Here is a 19,247-nt window from a genome sequence, read left to right on the forward strand (position 1 = left end):
AAGAAATTAAGTTATGCTAATTTTTAGTTGAAAAAATATATTGAATAGGATGTGGCATAAATGATAAATGATACACAAGTGTTAAATAATGGTTACCCAATGCCTAAAGTAGGACTAGGCGTTTATAAAATGGAAGATGATGAGATGGAAACCGCAGTACAAACAGCATTAGAAACGGGATATCGTGCATTTGATACTGCTTATTTTTACGGTAATGAACAAGCACTAGGTAAAGCTTTAAACAACAGTGATATTGCGAGAGAAGACGTATTTATTACTTCTAAATTATGGAATGATTATCAAGGATATGATAATACATTAGAATATTTTAATAAATCTTTAGAAAACTTAGGATTGGATTATTTAGATTTATATTTAATTCATTGGCCATGTGAAAAAGATGGCTTATATATTGAATCTTATAAAGCATTAGAAAAATTATATAATGAAGGTAAAATTAAAGCGATTGGTGTATGTAACTTTAAACCCCATCACTTAGAAACATTGATGAAAGAGACAACTATTGTACCTCAAATTAATCAAATAGAAGTTCATCCTTATTTTAATCAACAAGATGTACAAGATTATTGTGATAAACATGATATTACTGTCACAGCTTGGATGCCACTTATGAGAAATCGAGGATTATTAGATGATTCAGTAATTACAAAATTAGCAGAACAATATGACAAAACAACAGCACAAATTGTATTACGTTGGCATCTAGCCCATGACAGAATTATTATTCCTAAATCAAAAACCCCATCTCGTATTCGTGAAAATTATGATATTTTTGACTTTAATTTAGAACTTACTGAGATTGCGGAAATTGATAGTTTAAATAGAAATGCACGTCAAGGTAAAGATCCAGATGATGTAGCAATAGGTGATTTAAAATAATATAGTTTAATTATTACAAAAGCTAGAGTTAATATTAATTATTTGTTAATTACATGGTTATTAGTAGAATATTTATTGATTTTATTGATACAATATTAGAAAGAATGTAGAAAAGGATGTAATTAGATGAAAATCAGAGTCATTATACCTTGCTTCAATGAAGGTAAAGTCGTAAAAAAAACTTACGATAGATTGACTGAAATTTTGACGGAGAATAGTAAAACTCGTCGTTATTATTATGACTTGTTATTTATTGATGATGGTAGTAAAGATAATACGATTGAGCATATACAAAATTTAGCGGAATACGATGAACATGTTAAATATATTTCTTTTAGTCGAAATTTTGGTAAAGAAGCAGCAATGATTGCTGGTTTTCAACACAGTGTGAATGTTGATGCAGTCGTAATGATTGATGGAGATTTACAACATCCTCCGGAATTTATACCTAAAATGATTGAAATATATCAACAAGGTTTTGATCAAGTTGTCGCTAAACGAGATCGTAGTGGTGAAAATATTGCACGTAAAACATTGTCAAAGTTGTACTATAAGCTCATTAATAGCTTTGTCGAAGATATTAAATTTAGTGATGGTGTAGGCGATTTTCGATTATTAAGTCAACGTGCAGTTAAATCGATTGTTTCATTAAATGAATATAATCGATTTTCTAAAGGATTATTTGAATGGATAGGGTATAATACAAAGATCTTTACTTATAAAAATGTAGAACGAGAAGCTGGAGAATCTAAATGGACATTTACCAAGTTATTAAATTATGGGATTGATGGATTAATATCATTTAATAATAAACCACTGAGAGCAATGATATATCTTGGAATGTTTATCTTTGGATTAAGCATCATTTATATTATTTATTTGTTAATAGGTATTTTAATGAATGGAATTAATCATCCAGGTTACTTTACAACAATAGCAGCTGTATTGTTATTAGGTGGCATTCAGTTAATGTCTATTGGTGTCGTTGGCGAATATATTGGGCGAATTTATTACGAAGTAAAACAAAGACCAAAATATATTGTGGAAGCTTCCAATTTAAAAACACCTATTGAAAAAGTAGTTGCAGAAAAAGAAAAAATTTATCAATAAAAAAATAAACATGTAAAAGCTCTTACATCATAGCTTCTTACATGTTTATTTTTTTAAGTCATTTTCAAAATTATTATGTTTTAGTTGCCATAATAAATATATATCAAATAAAGCATAAATAATTATGAAGATATACCAAAATGATGTTAATAAAGTCAAAAGTATAATTGAAATAATAATAATTGTATGACCAATCATAATAGGGTGTTGTAGCTTACTCAAAAATTTAAGATGATTCATTTCATTTTTTGAAAAAGTACTTATGAAATCAATGCTTAAGCCTATGATAAATATAGCTGGAGCTAAATAAGGAATAGACATATAGACTGATTGGTCGCTAGATTCAAAAGTGATAAATAATGAGCAACTAATCATAATTGCAAAAATGAATGCAAGAGATTTATACTCTGAAATCATTAAGTATATATGTTTACGATTTAAATAATATTGTAAGATTGTCCAACTTAAGAAAAATATAATTGAAGCAAATGTTATAAAATTGAACTTTTCAATCACAACACTATTAATAATAGCATTGATAACAATGGATAATAGAACGGAGTTAAACGTTAGTTGTTTGAAATGATGCCGATATAAATCAAAGCCCAGAACACATATGGTAATGGCTATATTAATAAATACATATATAATCATGTTGTACTCCTATCACGTGTGTGTAGTTCATTAAAATATTATAGCAATTAAAATAAACTTAATCATTTCAAAACACTTAATAAATATTATTCTATTATAATTTACTAATTATACACCTTTCTTATTACTCCATAACAATGTATGTAACTGAGGTAAAACATACACATGATTCATATCACTGCTATTCATTACTGTGTCTACAAGAGTTTCATAGCGACCAAGTAATTTTTCGGTATGATATTCAACATCATCATCTAAATAGGGATTTCCTACTTGCAAATAAAATGGAATATTAGGATAACGATGATGAATCATTTTAGCAAATTGATAATCTTCTTTATCAAAAACAACTACTTTCAAGTTCAATGTTGATGGTATACATTGTTCTATGACACTATCTAATATTTCTAAATTAGGCACCATATTAGAGCTTGGCGGTTTAGGACTAATTGTTAAATCGTTAATTTGTCGCATCCAAGGTTGAAATTTACTGCCTTGGGTTTCTAATGCCGTAAAAATATTTTTTTCTTCAAATAAATCTACTAAATCTTGAATCCCTTTGATTAATGCAGGGTTACCTCCAGAAATAGTGACATGATCAAATTGATTACCGCCAATTTCTTTTAAACGATCATAAATGTCTTGAGCAGTTAATAACTCTATATCATCTTTAGCGCTACCATCCCACGTAAAGGCGGAATCGCACCAACTACAACGATAATCGCATCCTGCTGTGCGGACAAACATTGTTTTTCGTCCTATAACTCGTCCTTCTCCTTGAATAGTAGGTCCGAAAATTTCTAAAACTGGTATTTTTGAAGGCATTATTTAATCTCCTTTGGACGATAGACAACATAACTTGATGGTGTTTCACGTAAATAAACTTGTACACATTTAGGTTTATTGTCATACTTGTTAAGATGAGCTTGTACGATTTCAAAAATTGTCTGTGCCACAATTTCAGTAGAAGGACTTTTATCTTTAAATTGAGGTAACTCATTTAATAAATAGTGATCAAATTGGTCATGGACCAATCGTTTTAATTCACTAAAATTAATTAAAAATCCATTATGGTCGAGTGCATCTCCAACAATAGTTAAGTTAACAAAATAAGTATGTCCATGTGTTCTCATGCATTTTCCAGCATCTTCACTAGGAATAAAATGTGCTGCTGAAAAATTGAAATCTTTATTTAATTCAAATGTATAAGGGTGATTCACTGTAGGATAAACTTGTTGTATCATAATGACGCATCTCCTTTTTGTTCTAAATATTGATGAAGTCCACGTTGTCTTAATTTACAAGCTGGACATTTTCCGCATCCATCTCCAATAATACCGTTGTAGCATGTAAGCGTATTGTGACGCACATAATTGAGAACACCTAATTCATCACTGAGTTCCCAAGTTTGCGCTTTATCTAACCACATTAAGGGTGTATGAATAACAAAATCTCTATCCATAGATAAACTAAGTGTGACATTCATAGATTTAATAAAACTATCTCGGCAATCTGGGTAACCAGAGAAGTCTGTTTCACATACACCAGTAATGATGTGTTTCGCATTCACTTGATAGGCAAGAGCCCCAGCAAATGATAAAAATAATAAATTACGAGCAGGTACAAAAGTATTTGGTATACCATCTTCCCCTGTCTCAATTGTCATGTCATGTTTTGTTAATGCATTTGGAGTAAGTTGGGATAGTAAAGACATGTCTAAAATATGATGTTTCAACCCTTGATCTTTTGCTATTTTAGAAGCTACTTCGATTTCTGTATTATGTCTTTGCCCATAATTGAATGTGACAAGTTCAACTTCTTTAAAATGTCTTTTGGCATAGAAAAGACAGGTTGTACTATCTTGACCACCACTAAACACAACAATTGCTTTTTCAGAATTCAAAACACTGTTTGGCATAACGTTTCTCCTTTAAAAGTTAATATTTTTAATTTATGATGAAATAGAATGAAAACATTTGATATAAAATATAAAAAAAGCCTATCTCTATAAAAAGATAGACTTAAAATATGTAGAACATATGTACATTAAAAAGTATATATAAATATTTCTACAAAGGTCTAGTTTTTTATAGAGGGTTTCAGCTAGGAACCTCTTTATATTCGAATTATACGATAGATAGCTTAATATATTCATATCTTAAAATCAAGTGCTAGTTTATAGAATATTAAAGTAAGCGCTTATATAAAAATTGTATTTTAAATATATTATTTTGAAGGTTGGAATAATTATGATTATAGTCATAGATAATAATGATTCATTTACATATAACTTGATTGATTACATAAAAATAGAAACCTCTCATTGTGTAGAGGTATTAAAGGTAACAGAAGTGACTGTAGCATTACTTGAAGAATTAACAATTGAGGCTATTGTCATCTCTCCAGGTCCGGGAAAACCAAGTGACTATCCAATTTTAAAAAGCGTTTTAGATAGATATGCCTCATCGGTACCTATATTAGGTATCTGTTTAGGGTTTCAACTCATCTATGAATATTATGGAGGAGAAATTATTCATGGACCAAAGCCTGTTCATGGTCATACAACACCTATAATCCATACAGGCAAAGGACTTTTCAAACATTTACCTCAAAATTTTAATGTCATGCGTTATCATTCCTTAATTGCTAATAGGCAACAATTACCTTCTCAATTAAATACTACAGCTACAAATAATGAAGGTATTATGATGGCATTTGAACATGATACCCTACCTATTTTTGCAGTACAGTATCATCCTGAATCTATATTAAGTGAATATGGTCATCAGCAGATTCAATACTTTATAGAGAAAGTAGGAAAAATACATGAATATTACGTTTAATTACCGTTATTATACTAACGAAGATGACTACATCGATTATCAATTGCGATTTGATCAATATATTTCAAAATCAATTGCCTATTCTTTAGAAGAAGTAGGTGAAGTTATTCAATTTGCTGAAGAACAACAGACAAAGGGGCATTATGTAGCGTTATATTTAACTTATGAATCAGCGCCATTTTTTAATAATCAATTAGAAACGTATCACTTAATAGAAAAAGAAGTATATGCTGCTGCATACGCTTTTAATCAACCCTTAAACTCTGATAATAATAAGGACAATATACAATATCATTCAGTACATCACTTTCAATTCCAAGAAAGTGACGAACAAATGAGAAGAAAAATTATTAAAATACAAGAAGCTATTACAGAAGGAGATACTTATCAAGTTAACTATACTACTCGTTTATCCAGTAAAGTGCATTATCCTATTTCAATGTTATATACCTATTTGACTCACAACAATAACGGTGGCTATACAGCTTTATTAGATACTGAAGAAGTAAAAGTTGCGTCAATTTCTCCAGAGTTATTTTTTCAAAAAGGTACATTTAACGATAAAGCAAACGTGATTGTTAGTAAGCCGATGAAAGGAACAATGCCACGTGGGAAAACTAGTGTAGAAGATCAGTTGAATTATGAAAAATTAATGTATTCTCATAAAGATAGAGCAGAAAATGTAATGATTGTTGATTTATTACGTAATGATATGTCAAGGATTTCAAAAACTGGAACCATCGAGGTTTATAAATTGTTCTTTATTGAAACGTATCAAACCGTATATCAAATGACAAGTATGGTAACAGGGCAACTAGAAGATGCTATATCTCTTCATTCGATTTTAACAGCAATGTTTCCATGTGGATCGATCACTGGTGCGCCTAAACAAAGTACAATGACTTATATCAAACACTTAGAAACCAGTCCAAGATATATTTATTGCGGCACAATAGGTTTATTGTTACCAGATGATAAAATGATTTTTAACATTCCAATTAGAACAGTAGAATATCGAAATAATATGGCTCTTTACGGTGTAGGTGCGGGAATTACCATTGATTCTGTTCCATTAAATGAAATTCAAGAATTTCGAGACAAAACCAAAATATTGGAGGAGTTATGATTGAAATTATTTGAAACAATGCAACTTAATCATGGTCATATACCAAGGTTAAACTATCATACGCGTCGACTATGTCATTCTTGTTCACAATTAGGTTTTCAGTTTTCAGAGAATGCTTGGTATAGTTATATTGAAAATTTAAAACAAAATTATAATGACCGCTTATATCGTTTGAAAGTAGAAATTGATAAAGATGGACAATTCACTCACGTTATTCAGCCATTATCTTCTAAAGACATTTTTACTGCACATTTTAAAAAATCTAACAGTGATTATCCACAAAAATTCATTATAAATAAAACAACAGAAAGAGCATATTTAACGCATAATCATGAAACAGATTTGATACTACTGTATGATGATAGTGGCAAAATTTTAGAATTTGATATTGGAAATATTATGATTAAAGAAAATGGAAACTATTATACGCCACGATATAATAAAGATTTTTTACGAGGATGTATGAGAGAAAGTTTATTAGAAAATCATAAACTTAAGGTGAAAGATTATACTAAAGATGAATTAATGATCAAACTGGAAAATGAAGAAGTAGAAGTTTATTTACTGAATAGTCTACGTGAAGTTGCTCAGGTATCTATTTATATATAAAATACAATTGATAGATATTGTGAAATTTAATTTAGTTAATAATGGAGAAGGTTATGACATTATTATGGTTAATACTTATCGTATTACTCAATAGTTTAAGTAAATATATAATCAATCGATATTTGAAGCATAATCTAATTATGCTACCGCGCATTGTAGGAACAATGACTGTGTTGTTTCAATTTGTACTAGTATATCTTTTAATTCAATCCATCATGCCATATGCTACGCATTTATTAAATTTATTTTATCATCAATAAGATAGATTCAAATAATTTAGAATGTAATAAGAGGTGCAATAATGAAAATTTATAGTCAAGGAGACCAAGCGATTATTATAGATATTGAACAAGAAGTCGCTGAAGATGTAACTAAAAATTTAATTGCTGTACGTACACATTTATTAAATAAAGACTTACCTTTCATCACTGATATTGTACCTACAGAGTCTAGTATGATGATTTGTTATGATGCTCGAGATATGATTAAGCATTATAATATTTCATCGCCATTTCAATATATGAAGGCACTTGTAAATTCAATTCAAATTGAATTAGAACATATCGAAAATAAACAAACAGCGTGTCATTTTCATAATATTCCTGTGGTTTATGGTGATCAATTTGGACCTGATTTAGAGGCTCTATTAAAATACTATCGTCTATCTAAAGAGGAATTTATTCAACTTCATTCAAAATCACATTACTTTGTCTCTATGATGGGATACTCCCCAGGCTTTCCTTATTTAACAGGAATGAATGAAAAATTATATGTTAATCATACAAGTCAGAAGAAAAAAAGAGTGCCTGCAGGTTCTGTCATTATTGAAGGGAAAAAATGTGGCATTGTAACGACAGATACTTATAACGATTGGTTAGTCATTGGCTATACCCCAATTAAATTATTTTCACCAGAGCGCGATCACTTTAATTTATTAAAATTAGGAGATAATGTCTTATTTCATCCTAAAAACCCAAATGATACTGAATTAGGAGATTTTAAATAATGTCAATCATAATAGAAAAACCTGGACTTTTTAGCACGTTCCAAGACTTTGGACGCCAAGGGTATGAATATGAGGGAGTCATCCCTGGCGGTGCATTAGATACATTAGGACATGAAATTGCGAATCGTCTTGTAGCAAATGATAAAAACGAAGCAACTTTAGAAATGACACATATTATGGCGAAAATTAGATTCACAGAGCCTACTTTAATTGCCTTAACAGGTCATCACTTTGAAGCGTGTACAGAAAATATGAAAATTAAACCTTATAAATTGTATTTAGTAGAAAAAGGAGAAGTATTGTCTTTCAAAGAAACGAGTACAACATCCCGTGTTTATTTAGCTATTGGAGGAGGATTTAAATTAGATTCTTGGTTAAATTCAACTTCAACAGATTTAAATATTGGTGTTGGAGGATTTCAGGGGAGAACAATTCAAGAAGGCGATGAAATTGAAATGAAACGTGATTATACATCACGACATCGTAAACTTTTTGAAAATTTAGCACATCAGCGAACAACAAGTTGGGGAATTGATGGTTATGCTTTATCGTTTAATTACGTTTCTGATGTATTTCATGTCATTGCTAATAAAGGAACAAATGATTTTGATACTGATACACAACAAACATTTGTACATGGAGAGTACAAAGTAACGAATAAGTCTAATCGTGTAGGGATGTTACTAGAGGGTCCTAGTATCAAAGCCTATTATGAAGATATGCCTGAGTATCAACCAGTAAAAAAGGGCACTATTCAAGTAAAACGTGATGGTACACCTATTATTTTATTAAATGATCATTATACTATTGGAAGTTATCCACAAATAGGTACTATAGCAAGCTATCATTTGACTAAACTAGCTCAAAAACCACAAGGATCTCGTTTGAAATTTCAATTTATAGATATTGAAACGGCTGAAAAAAATACTGTGAAGTTTAGTAATTGGACGAATCAATTATTTCATGGTATCGAATTTCGAATGCAATTAGAAATGTTAAAATAAAAATATCATCAAAATATTGAACATTAATATTTTAATGATATTTTTTAATGTAAAGGTATAGGACTATAGTCTGATTAAATTGAATAGATTAGGCGTTATAATATATCAATCAGTTTAACAGTTTAGAAATGATTAGGTATATAAATGGGAAGGCTGAACTTGAGCTTTTTCTTGATAAATAAGTAAAAATACTTTATATTTATATATTGAACTATGAAGTATTATTACAAAAATATTACAAAATTCGTATTTTTTTAATAAATAGTTAACAATTAAATGTAGTGATAAAAAATGTTCTTTTATTAAATGATAATTAAAAATTTTATTGTTTTTAAAATATATTAAATTTTAAAAATAGCATTTGTAAATGGCCGTATTTGAATAACTATAAACGGAGGAAACATTCATGAGTTTACACAAAAGAAAAATAAGTCTTTTTGCGTTTTTCTTAATGACTGTATTTACAGTAACCTTGAAAACGTATTTCTCATACTATGTAGATTTTTCTTTAGGTGTTAAAGGATTAGTTCAAAATTTAATACTATTGATGAATCCATATAGTTTAATCGCGCTTATTTTAAGTATCTTTTTGTTCTTTAAAGGTAAGAAAGCATATTGGTTTATTTTTATTGGAGGATTCTTATTAACATTTTTACTCTATGCTAATGTTGTTTATTTTAGGTTCTTCTCAGACTTTTTAACGTTTAGTACATTAAATCAAGCGAGTAACGTTGAATCGATGGGGGGCGCAGTAAGTGCCTCTTTTAAATGGTATGACTTTGTGTATTTCTTAGATACGATTGTATATCTGTTTATTTTAATTTTTAAACGAAGTTGGTTAGACAAACGTGTATTTAGTAAAAAGTTTGTACCAGTAGTGATGGCAGCATCAATTGCATTGTTCTTTTTAAACTTAGCTTTTGCTGAAACTGATCGACCTGAATTATTAACTCGTACATTTGATCACAAATATTTAGTTAAATATTTAGGACCATATAATTTTACTGTATATGATGGTGTTAAAACGATTCAAAACAATCAACAAAAAGCATTGGCTTCTGAAGATGATTTAACTCGTGTTTTAAATTATACGAAACAAAAAAATACGGAACCAAACCCTGAATATTATGGTATTGCTAAGAAGAAAAATATCATAAAAATACATTTGGAAAGTTTTCAAACATTTTTAATTAATAAAAAAGTAAATGGTAAGGAAGTTACACCTTTCTTAAATAAATTATCGACTGGTAACGATGACTTTAGATATTATCCAAACTTCTTCCATCAAACAGGACAAGGTAAAACTTCTGATTCAGAATTTACAATGGATAATAGTTTATATGGTTTACCTCAAGGATCTGCGTATTCATTAAAAGGAGATAACACATATCAATCTTTACCAGCAATTTTAGATCAAAAAGAAGGTTACACTTCTGATGTTATGCACGGGGATTACAAAACATTTTGGAACCGTGATCAAATTTATAAACATTTTGGTATAGATAAATTTTACGATGCAACATATTACGATATGTCGGATGAAAATGTCGTGAACTTAGGGTTAAAAGATAAACCTTTCTTTAAAGCATCAGCAGAATATCAATCTAAAATGAAACAACCTTTTTATTCCCATTTAATTACATTAACTAACCATTATCCATTTACTTTAAATTCAGAAGATGCAAGTATTGATAAGCCGAATACAGGCGATTCTACTGTAGATGGATATATTCAAACGGCGCATTACTTAGATCAAGCTTTAGAACAGTATATTAATGATTTGAAAACTAAAGGATTATATGATGATTCAGTTATTATGATTTACGGTGACCATTATGGTATTTCTGAAAACCATAACAATGCAATGGAAAAATTACTGGGTGAGCAAATTACACCAGCTAAATTCACAGATTTAAATCGTACTGGCTTTTGGTTAAAAATTCCTGGTAAAAATGGGACTGTAGATGAAACATATGCTGGACAAGTGGATGTTATGCCTACTATTTTACATTTAGTTGGTATTGACTCGAAGAATTATTTAATGTTGGGTACAGATATGTTATCTAAAGATCATAATGATGTGATTCCATTCCGTAATGGTGATTTCATCACAAAAGATTATAAATTTGTGAATGGTAAAGTATATTCAAATAAAAATAATGAATTAATAACAACGCCACCTAAAGATTTAGAAAAAAATAAGAAACAGGTGGAAAAAGATTTAGAAATGAGTGACGACGTATTAAATGGTGACCTATTCAGATTCTACAATAATCCAGATTTCAAAAAAATTAATCCGTCAAAATATGACTACAAAATAGGTCCTTATGGAAATCAAAAATAATTCAATATTAGAGAGTGTGTAAAATAAACATTCTATATTAAATGCCCGTAGATAAGTTTTATCTACGGGTTTTTTATAGTTGCATTAAAAATAAACAAAAAAGAAAGGGAGTGTGACAGAATTCATTTTGAATTCGTCGTTTTATTGTGGCAACGTATTCTTAACTTGCGTTAGACGTAGACTTTCTTATTGAAAATTTTTATGTTGGAGTTCCGAGACTAGAATTGACTGCCAATATATAAAAAACGCCTAAAACAATTTATTATGTCTCAGGCTTATTCTTTAATTTAATTATCCTAATGATACGTCTAATATCATCATTATTACAAAACCAAGCATTAAGCTTAATGTAGCTAAATCTGTATTATTACCCGATTGAGAATCAGGAATAAGCTCTTCTACAACTACAAAAATCATTGCTCCTGCTGCAAAAGCTAATGCATAAGGTAGTACTGGAGTGATAAAAATAATTGCAATGGCACCTATAGTTGCAAAAATAGGTTCTACTATTGCTGATGCTTGACCATAATTAAATGCTTTAAAACGTGTTGCACCAGCGGCTCTAATCGGCATGGACAAAGCAGCTCCTTCTGGAATATTCTGAATACCAATACCAATTGCTAAACCAAGGGCTCCAAAAAAGGTAGCTTGTCCATTTCCAGTTGCAATTCCACCAAATGCTACACCAATTGATAAACCTTCAGGAATATTGTGTAAAGTGATAGCTAATACTAGTAAAGCATTTTTACTTAAAGAAGTTTTAACGCCTTCTCGATATTGACTTTTATCACCGATTTTTTGGTGTATATGTGGAATGACTGCATCAAGTCCTCTAATAAACACACCACCTAGAATAAAACCAATCGCAGCAGGTAACCAAGCAGGTAAATGACCATTTGTACCATAATCAATGGAAGGTTGTAATAAAGACCAAAAACTTGCAGCAATCATAATTCCAGCGGCAAAACCTTGCATAGAAGTTAGAATTTTTTTGTTTACAGTCTTAAAAATAAAGACTGATGCAGCACCTAAAGCGGTTAATAACCAAGTAATAATACCGGCACTAAGTGCTTGAAGATAAGGTGGTAAATTTTCGAAAAAGTCTATCATATCTATTTTCTCCTTATATCATTTAGCATTAAAAAGGTGTATAATATATAGAACTGAATTAAGCTTATCAGAAATATATTGAAATTTCGATATTAAAAAGGAAGTAAAAATATGGAAGCGTATAAAATAGAACAACTAAATAAATCATATGCTGATAAAGTTATTTTTGATGACTTAAATCTCTCTATTTCTGAACATGAAAAAATTGGACTTGTAGGTATAAATGGTACTGGTAAAAGTACTTTATTAAAAGTCATTGGTAGTTTAGATGAAGATTTTTCAGCCGATATAACTCATCCTAATCAGTATCGCATTCGTTATTCTTCACAGAAGCAACATTTAAATGGTGATATGACAGTATTTCAAGCTGTTCTAAGTTCCGATACAGATACTTTACGTATTATTAAAACATATGAAGAAGCTGTGACTATATATACAGAACATCAAAACGATGCGAATTTTAAAAAAATGATGGAAGCTCAAGAACTTATGGATCAACACCATGCATGGGATTACAATGCTGAAATTAAAACTATTTTATCAAAATTAGGTATTAATAATACGACTAAAAAAGTTAAAGAATTATCAGGGGGACAACAAAAACGTGTTGTCTTAGCTAAGACGCTTATTGAACAACCTGATTTGTTATTGTTAGATGAGCCTACAAACCATTTAGACTTTGAATCAATTAATTGGTTAATTAACTATGTTAAGCAATATCCACATACAGTTTTATTTGTGACACATGATCGCTATTTTTTAAATGAGATTGCTACACGTATTGTGGAATTAGATAGAGGAAAACTTAAATCTTATCCAGGAAACTATGAAGATTACATTGCAATGAGAGCTGAAAATGAAGTGATTGAACAAAAACAACAAGAAAAGCAAAAAGCACTTTATAAACAAGAACTTGCGTGGATGCGTACAGGCGCAAAAGCAAGAACGACAAAACAACAAGCTCGAATTAATCGATTTAATGATTTAGAGACAGAAGTTCAATCTCATCATCAAAAAGATAAAGGTCAACTCAATCTTGCTTATTCTAGATTAGGCAAACAAGTATTTGAGTTAGATCATTTAACGAAAAAGATTCAAAATAAAATATTATTCAAAGATGTAACTGAAATTATTCAAAGTGGTCAAAGAATTGGTATTGTTGGCCCAAATGGTGCAGGGAAAACGACAATGTTAAATATTTTAAATCAAGATGATACTGATTATTCTGGAGAATTAAAAGTTGGCCAAACTGTAAAAATAGCTTATTTTAAACAAACAGAAGAAACTTTGGATAGAGACATACGTATGATTGACTATTTGAGAGAAGAAAGTGAAGTGGCAAAAGAAAAAGATGGTACTTCAGTTTCAGTTACTCAATTGTTAGAGCGATTTCTATTTCCGAGTGCTACTCATGGTAAAAAGATTTATAAATTATCAGGTGGAGAGCAAAAACGATTATATTTGTTAAGATTGCTTGTTCATCAACCTAATGTTCTGTTACTTGATGAGCCAACCAATGATCTTGATACTGAAACATTAACAATTTTAGAAGACTACATTAGTACATTCGGAGGGGCAGTAGTTACAGTAAGTCATGATCGTTATTTTTTAAATAAAGTAGCACAAGAATATTGGTATATTCACGATGGCCAATTAGAACGTATTATTGGAACATTCGAAGATTATGAGGCCTATAAAAAAGAAAAAGATCGACAGGATATACTTGAAAAACAAGCTCAACAACCTAAAACTAAATCAAACGTTCGTAAAAAGACGGGACTGTCTTATAAAGAAAAACGTGAATATGAAGCCCTAATGGAACGTATTGAAACGACAGAACATAGACTAGAGCAGATTGATACTGAAATGGTAGAAGCGAGCGCTGACTACGCTAAAATAAAAGAATTAAATGAAGAAAAAGAACATCTAGAGCAATCATATGATGTAGACATCACGAGATGGAGTGAATTAGAAGAAATAAAAGAGCAATAAGGGGAATGTAAGTATGGAAGCAACTTTGTCACATTATTTTGGTTATGATACGTTTAGACCAGGTCAAAAAGAGATAATTTCTAAAATATTAAATCATCATAATGTATTAGGTGTCTTGCCTACAGGTGGTGGTAAATCAATATGTTATCAAGTGCCTGGTTTAATGTTAGGTGGTACAACGATAGTAATAAGTCCATTGATTTCTTTAATGAAAGACCAAGTGGATCAGTTAAAAGCAATGGGTATCGAAGCAGCCTATCTAAATAGTAGTTTAAATAAAAAACAACAATCTGAGATTGAAAATAAGTTAATCACTGAAGGCATTCAATTTTTATATGTGGCACCTGAACGTTTTGAAAGTAACTATTTTTTAAAGTTGCTTAGTCAAATTGATATTAACTTAATTGCATTTGATGAGGCTCACTGTATTTCAAAATGGGGACATGATTTTAGACCTAGTTATCAAAGCGTCATAAACAAAGTGTTTACACTACCTCAAGATTTTACGATTGTAGCTCTTACAGCTACAGCTACGGCCGAAGTTCAACAGGATATTATGGAAAAATTAAATATCCGAAAAGAAGATGAAATTAAAACAAGTACCAAAAGACGTAATCTCATTTTTAAAGTAAATCCGACATATCAAAGACAAAAATTTGTTATTGAATATGCTAAAGCTCATAAAGATCAAGCAGGTATTATTTATTGTTCTACGCGTAAACAAGTAGAAGAATTACAAGAATCTCTAGAATCTATAAATATTGCTTCTGTTATTTATCATGCAGGTTTAACAAATAAAGAAAGAGAAGAAGCTCAAAATGACTTTGTATACGATCGTATTAACGTTGTTATCGCAACAAATGCATTTGGAATGGGTATTGATAAATCTAATGTTCGTTATGTTATTCATTACAACATGCCTGGAGATCTTGAATCATACTATCAAGAAGCGGGTCGTGCAGGACGAGATGGCTTAAAAAGTGAATGTATTTTATTATTTAGTGAAAGAGATAAAGGATTACATGAATATTTTATTACTGTTTCGCAAGCAGATGATGATTATAAAGATAAAATGGGCGAGAAACTAACTAAAATGATTCAGTATACTAAAACGAAAAAGTGCTTAGAAGCGACAATTGTACATTATTTTGAACCGAATGCGCGTCTAGAGGAATGCGGTCAATGTAGTAATTGCATTCAACAAAATAAAACTTATGACATGACCAATGAAGCAAAAATGATTATTAGTTGTATCGCACGCATGCGTCAACAAGAAAACTATCATGTTATTATTCAAGTGTTACGTGGAGAATTAAGTGATTATATTAAATACAATCATTATCATCAACTTACAACACATGGATTGATGAAAGACTATACTACTTCAGAGTTAAGTCATTTAATTGATGAGTTACGGTTTAAAGGCTTTTTAAATGAATATAATGAAATTCTAACGTGTGATGAAAGTGTGAAAGAATTATTGAATAATGATGTCACAGTGTATACGACGCCATTTAAACATAAAAGTAAGGAAAAAGTTTTCATTAATACAATAGAAGGCGTTGATCGTGCTTTATATAGTGAATTAGTAGAAGTTCGCCGTCAATTAAGTGAAAAGTTGAATATTGCGCCTGTGAGTATTTTTTCTGACTATACATTAGAAGAGTTTGCTAAACGTAAACCAGAATCTAAACAAGAAATGATTGCGATAGATGGTGTAGGAAGCTATAAGTTAAAACATTATTGTCCTAAATTTCTTGAAACAATCCAATCATATAAAACGAATATCTAACAAAAAATTAAATATGACTTAATAAAACAACTTAGAAGCTAGAAAAATGTTTTAAGTTGTTTTATTTTTTATTGTTAAAAAATAATTAGTATTTAAATCTATTAAGTATGAATTTATCAATAAACATGATTTAATAGAAAATAAGCAATATAAATTTTATAGTGATGTGAAGGAAATGAAGGTGACAAGATGATAGAGTTTAAAAATGTAACAAAACGTTATGGAACGAATGTTGCAGTTGATGATGTGAGTTTTAAAATTAATGAAGGAGAATTTTTTATTTTAATCGGACCTTCAGGTTGTGGAAAAACAACTACTTTAAAAATGATTAATCGATTAATACCGTTAAGTGAAGGATACATTTATTTTAAAGATAAGCCAGTGAGTGATTATCCAGTTTATGAGATGCGTTGGGATATTGGATATGTACTACAACAAATCGCATTATTTCCGCATATGACGATTAAAGAAAATATCGCACAAGTTCCTCAAATGAAAAAGTGGAAAGACAAAGATATTCATCGACGTGTAGATGAATTATTAGATATGGTTAGATTAGATCCAAATACATACCGAGATCGTAAACCAGATGAATTATCGGGAGGACAACGTCAACGTGTAGGCGTGGTAAGAGCATTAGCAGCTGATCCTCCAGTAATATTAATGGACGAACCTTTTAGTGCGTTAGACCCCATTAGTAGAGAAAAATTACAAGATGATTTATTAGAATTACAAACGAAAATTAAAAAGACAATTATTTTTGTAACACACGATATACAAGAAGCAATGAAATTAGGAGATCGTATTTGTTTATTAAATGATGGTCGTGTTGAACAAATTGACACACCTGAAGGATTCCAAGAGCATCCTAGAAATCAATTTGTTCGAGAGTTTATGGGCGATCACTTGCATAAAGATATCAATAATTCAAAAATCTCCGATCTAAATCTTACAAGAACACTTACTGAATATGACGAAAAACAAGGATACCCAATTATAAAAGATAGTATGAAACTTCAAGATATTTACGAGATACTTGCTAAACATGAAGCAGTCATTGTAGAAAATAATCATGCTTTAACACAGTCATTATTAAGAAGAGAAGATGTTTTTGACTATCTATCTAAAAATGATAAGGAGGGTTAAAACATGAACGAATTTTTAACAACGCTCAATGATCGTAGAGGAGAATTACTAAGAACAATTTTTGAGCACATACAAATTTCTTTTATTGCTTTATTTATCGCAATTTTAATTGCAGTACCACTTGGTATTGCTTTAACTAAAACAAAGCGTTTATCTGAAGTTGTAATGAATATCGCAGCGGTATTACAAACTATTCCATCCCTTGCTTTACTTGGATTAATGATTCCAATTTTTGGTATAGGAAAAGTTCCAGCAATTATTGCATTAGTAGTATATGCGCTATTACCTATTTTAAGAAATACATATACAGGTATTAAAGAAGTAGAGCCTTCTCTAACAGAAGCAGCCAAAGGTATCGGTATGAAACCAATGCGACGTTTAACTAAAGTCGAGTTACCTATTGCAATGCCAGTCATTATGGCAGGTATACGTACAGCTATGGTGCTTATTATTGGTACTGCTACATTAGCTGCATTAATTGGAGCAGGTGGATTAGGGGATTTGATCTTATTAGGCATTGATCGTAACAATACAGCACTTATATTGATTGGCGCTATTCCAGCTGCATTATTAGCTATTTTATTTGATTTTATATTGCGTTATATGGCGAAATTATCTTATAAAAAACTTCTTATTACACTAGGTATTATTCTATTAATTATCTTACTTGTTATTGTTGTTCCACTCTTTGGTAAAAAAAGTGCAACGATTACTATGGCAGGAAAATTAGGTTCTGAACCTTCAATTATTACGAATATGTATAAAATATTAATTGAAGAGGAAACACATGATACAGTTAACGTTAAAAGTGGTATGGGTAAAACCTCATTCTTATTTAATGCGTTAAAATCAGACGATATAGATGGGTACTTAGAATTTACAGGTACAGTACTAGGAGAACTTACTAAAGAGGATCTAAAATCTAAAAAAGAAGCTGATGTATATCACCAAGCTAAAGCAAGTTTAGAGAAAAAATATGATATGACGATGCTTAAACCAATGAAATATAATAATACCTATGCTTTAGCTGTTAAAAGAGATTTTGCTAAACAATATAATTTACAATCAATTGGTGATTTACGTAAAGTACAAGGTCAACTTAAACCAGGATTTACTATGGAATTTAAAGATAGAGATGATGGTTATAAAGCAGTAGCTAAAAAATATAACTTGAATCTTTCTAATATTAAACAAATGGAACCTAAACTACGTTATACGGCAGTAGAGAAAGGCGACATTAATCTTATTGATGCGTATTCTACAGATGCTGAATTAAAACAATATGATATGGTAGTACTTAAAGATGATAAACATGTTTTCCCACCTTATCAAGGTGCTCCAATGTTTAAAGAAAAGTTTCTAAAAGAACATCCGGAAATTAAAAAAGCTTTAAATCAATTATCAAATAAAATTACGGATGAACAAATGCAAGAAATGAATTATAAAGTGACAGTGAAAAATGAAGATCCATATAAAGTTGCTAAACAATATTTAGAAAAAGAAGGATTGGCACATTAAATTTGTAAAAAGCTCATAGATACATTTTATCTATGAGCTTTTTAACACATAAAGTATAAATCGATAATTTATGGTACTATTTTAATTAATAAG

At 30.0% G+C, this 19,247-nt stretch carries 18 protein-coding genes; 13 read left to right on the forward strand and 5 right to left on the reverse strand.

Annotated elements, in window-relative coordinates; translation table 11 throughout:
- Positions 1-60: 60 nt before the first annotated feature.
- Positions 61-900: an aldo/keto reductase gene (locus tag CD034_RS02120; protein WP_049431243.1), complete on the forward strand. Its 840-nt coding sequence runs from the start codon at positions 61-63 to the stop codon at positions 898-900.
- A 126-nt stretch (positions 901-1,026) separates the two neighbouring features.
- Positions 1,027-2,010, forward strand: a complete 984-nt coding sequence (locus tag CD034_RS02125) for a glycosyltransferase family 2 protein (protein ID WP_049431241.1) — start codon at positions 1,027-1,029, stop codon at positions 2,008-2,010.
- Between the two features lie 45 nt (positions 2,011-2,055).
- Here the strand turns inward: CD034_RS02125 and CD034_RS02130 are convergent, their stop codons facing one another.
- The 4 genes from CD034_RS02130 to queC form a co-directional block, all read right to left on the reverse strand.
- On the reverse strand, positions 2,056-2,664 hold the full coding sequence (locus CD034_RS02130) for a hypothetical protein (RefSeq protein ID WP_002449079.1): 609 nt from the start codon (positions 2,662-2,664) through the stop codon (positions 2,056-2,058).
- Between the two features lie 108 nt (positions 2,665-2,772).
- Positions 2,773-3,489 carry a 7-carboxy-7-deazaguanine synthase QueE gene (gene queE, locus CD034_RS02135; RefSeq protein ID WP_049335036.1) on the reverse strand — a complete coding sequence of 239 codons (717 nt, stop codon included), beginning with the start codon at positions 3,487-3,489 and terminating at the stop codon, positions 2,773-2,775.
- Positions 3,489-3,908, reverse strand: a complete 420-nt coding sequence (gene queD / locus CD034_RS02140) for a 6-carboxytetrahydropterin synthase QueD (protein WP_103288093.1) — start codon at positions 3,906-3,908, stop codon at positions 3,489-3,491. Before queD ends, queE begins: the two co-directional genes overlap by 1 nt.
- Positions 3,905-4,582, reverse strand: coding sequence for a 7-cyano-7-deazaguanine synthase QueC (queC, locus tag CD034_RS02145; protein ID WP_002449071.1), 678 nt, complete (start codon positions 4,580-4,582; stop codon positions 3,905-3,907). The genes queD and queC overlap by 4 nt, the downstream gene beginning before the upstream one ends.
- A 331-nt stretch (positions 4,583-4,913) precedes the next feature.
- Between queC and CD034_RS02150 the strand changes: the two genes are divergently transcribed.
- The 7 genes from CD034_RS02150 (at position 4,914) to ltaS (ending at position 11,596) form a co-directional block, all read left to right on the forward strand.
- Positions 4,914-5,507, forward strand: coding sequence for an anthranilate synthase component II (locus CD034_RS02150; protein ID WP_002455637.1), 594 nt, complete (start codon positions 4,914-4,916; stop codon positions 5,505-5,507).
- Positions 5,491-6,633: a chorismate-binding protein gene (locus CD034_RS02155; RefSeq protein ID WP_002449090.1), complete on the forward strand. Its 1,143-nt coding sequence runs from the start codon at positions 5,491-5,493 to the stop codon at positions 6,631-6,633. The genes CD034_RS02150 and CD034_RS02155 overlap by 17 nt, the downstream gene beginning before the upstream one ends.
- Entirely contained in the window at positions 6,634-7,242 is a 609-nt protein-coding gene (locus CD034_RS02160; protein WP_103288094.1) for an aminotransferase class IV, read from the forward strand. It begins immediately after the preceding gene.
- Positions 7,243-7,295: 53 nt separating this feature from the next.
- Positions 7,296-7,502 (forward strand): hypothetical protein, encoded by a 207-nt coding sequence (locus CD034_RS02165; RefSeq protein ID WP_002449078.1) that lies wholly within the window; start codon positions 7,296-7,298, stop codon positions 7,500-7,502.
- 41 nt (positions 7,503-7,543) lie between these two features.
- Complete coding sequence (locus CD034_RS02170; RefSeq protein WP_002449065.1) at positions 7,544-8,248, forward strand: 5-oxoprolinase subunit B family protein; 705 nt, start codon at positions 7,544-7,546, stop codon at positions 8,246-8,248.
- Positions 8,248-9,252 carry a 5-oxoprolinase subunit C family protein gene (locus tag CD034_RS02175; RefSeq protein ID WP_002449095.1) on the forward strand — a complete coding sequence of 335 codons (1,005 nt, stop codon included), beginning with the start codon at positions 8,248-8,250 and terminating at the stop codon, positions 9,250-9,252. The genes CD034_RS02170 and CD034_RS02175 overlap by 1 nt, the downstream gene beginning before the upstream one ends.
- Before the next feature lie 406 nt (positions 9,253-9,658).
- Complete coding sequence (ltaS, locus tag CD034_RS02180) at positions 9,659-11,596, forward strand: polyglycerol-phosphate lipoteichoic acid synthase LtaS (RefSeq protein WP_002449089.1); 1,938 nt, start codon at positions 9,659-9,661, stop codon at positions 11,594-11,596.
- Positions 11,597-11,887: 291 nt separating this feature from the next.
- On the opposite strand, the gene CD034_RS02185 is transcribed toward ltaS, so the two are convergent.
- Entirely contained in the window at positions 11,888-12,706 is an 819-nt protein-coding gene (locus CD034_RS02185; RefSeq protein WP_103288095.1) for a ZIP family metal transporter, read from the reverse strand.
- Positions 12,707-12,817: 111 nt separating this feature from the next.
- Between CD034_RS02185 and CD034_RS02190 the strand changes: the two genes are divergently transcribed.
- From CD034_RS02190 to CD034_RS02205, 4 genes are all read left to right on the forward strand, one after another.
- Positions 12,818-14,698 (forward strand): ABC-F family ATP-binding cassette domain-containing protein, encoded by a 1,881-nt coding sequence (locus CD034_RS02190; protein ID WP_049418629.1) that lies wholly within the window; start codon positions 12,818-12,820, stop codon positions 14,696-14,698.
- A gap of 13 nt (positions 14,699-14,711) precedes the next feature.
- Positions 14,712-16,490, forward strand: coding sequence for a DNA helicase RecQ (gene recQ, locus CD034_RS02195; RefSeq protein ID WP_103288096.1), 1,779 nt, complete (start codon positions 14,712-14,714; stop codon positions 16,488-16,490).
- A 189-nt stretch (positions 16,491-16,679) separates the two neighbouring features.
- On the forward strand, positions 16,680-17,636 hold the full coding sequence (locus tag CD034_RS02200; RefSeq protein ID WP_002449069.1) for an ABC transporter ATP-binding protein: 957 nt from the start codon (positions 16,680-16,682) through the stop codon (positions 17,634-17,636).
- 3 nt (positions 17,637-17,639) lie between these two features.
- The gene (locus tag CD034_RS02205) at positions 17,640-19,154 is read left to right on the forward strand and encodes an ABC transporter permease/substrate-binding protein (protein ID WP_002455632.1); all 1,515 of its coding nucleotides are present in this window, start codon (positions 17,640-17,642) and stop codon (positions 19,152-19,154) included.
- Positions 19,155-19,247 lie beyond the last annotated feature (93 nt).

The sequence above is a fragment of the Staphylococcus hominis subsp. hominis genome (assembly GCF_002901845.1).
Taxonomy (GTDB): Bacteria; Bacillota; Bacilli; order Staphylococcales; family Staphylococcaceae; genus Staphylococcus; species Staphylococcus hominis.